Annotated in this window: 1 protein-coding gene; it reads left to right on the forward strand. The window is 68.3% G+C overall.

Annotation, left to right across the window (positions count from 1 at the left end; all coding sequences use genetic code 11):
* Positions 1-1,342, forward strand: a 1,342-nt coding sequence (locus HZS56_RS37770; protein ID WP_216725320.1) for an acyltransferase domain-containing protein, incomplete at both ends; no start/stop codon positions are given.

Raw genomic sequence — 1,342 nt, forward strand, 5'->3', positions numbered from 1 at the left:
GTGATCAAGATGGTGCAGGCGATGCGGCACGGTGTCATGCCGCGTACGTTGCACGTCGACGAGCCGACTCCGCATGTGGACTGGGAGCGGGCGGGTATGGAGCTGCTCGTCGAGGAGCGTCCGTGGGCGTCCGCCGGTGACCGGCCCCTGCGCGCCGCCGTCTCCTCCTTCGGCCTGGGCGGGACCAACGCACACGTGATCCTGGAGGCAGCGCCCGCGGAATCCGCGGAAGGGGCGGAGCAGGCCGGGCCGGACAAGGGCACTGGCGCGGTGGCGCCGTGGATCCTGTCGGGGCGTACGACGGAAGCGGTGCGTGCCCAGGCGGTTCGCCTGGCCGAACACATCGAGCGTCGTGGTCTGCTGAACACGGCGGACAGGACGGATGTCGCCTGGTCGCTGGTGTCCAGCAGGGCACTGCTGGAGGCGGGAGCCGTCGTCGCCGGCCGCGACCGGGACGAACAGCTCGCAGCCCTGCGGGCGCTGGCCACCGACGCGCCCCATCCGGGCGTGGTGACACAGACCCGCACCCGCACCGGACGACTGGGCTTTGTCTTCTCGGGTCAGGGTGCGCAGTGGTGGGGGATGGGTCGTGGGTTGGCGGCGGGTGTTCCGGAGTTTGCTGCGGCGTTGGATGAGGTGTGCGCGTACTTCGACGGGTTGTTGGAGCGTCCGTTGCGGGGGGTGATGTTTGCTGTCGAGGGTGAGGTGGATGCGGGTCTGCTGGATCGGACGGAGTACACGCAGCCGGCGTTGTTCGCGGTGGAGGTGGCGTTGTTCCGGGTGTTGCAGGGGTGGGGTGTGCGGCCGGATTATGTGGCGGGGCATTCGATCGGTGAGATTGCGGCTGCGCATGTTGCGGGTGTGATGTCGTTGGGGGATGCGGTGCGGTTGGTGGTGGCGCGGGGTCGGTTGATGGGTGCGGCGCGTGGTGATGGGGCGATGGTTGCGGTGGGTGCTGCGGAGCGGGATGTGGTGGAGGATCTGGTGGGTGTGGGTGGGGTTGATGTGGCTGCGGTCAATGGGCCGGAGTCTGTTGTGGTGTCGGGTGATGCGGGTGTGCTGGAGGGGTTGGTGGAGCGGTGGCGTGGGCGGGGGTGGCGTACGTCGCGGTTGCGGGTGAGTCATGCGTTTCATTCGTCGCACATGGATGGTGTGCTGGAGGAGTTCCGTGGGACGGTGGCGGGTCTTGAGCTGAGTGATCCGGTGGTTCCGTTGGTGTCCACGGTGTCGGGTGGGCTGGTTGTTCCGGGTCGGCTGACGGATCCCGAGTACTGGGTGGGTCAGTTGCGTGGCACCGTCCGCTTCCACGACGCCGTCCAGACCCTGAAGGACGAAGGCGTGG

The organism is Streptomyces mayonensis, from assembly GCF_018982965.1.
GTDB lineage: Bacteria > Actinomycetota > Actinomycetes > Streptomycetales > Streptomycetaceae > Streptomyces > Streptomyces mayonensis.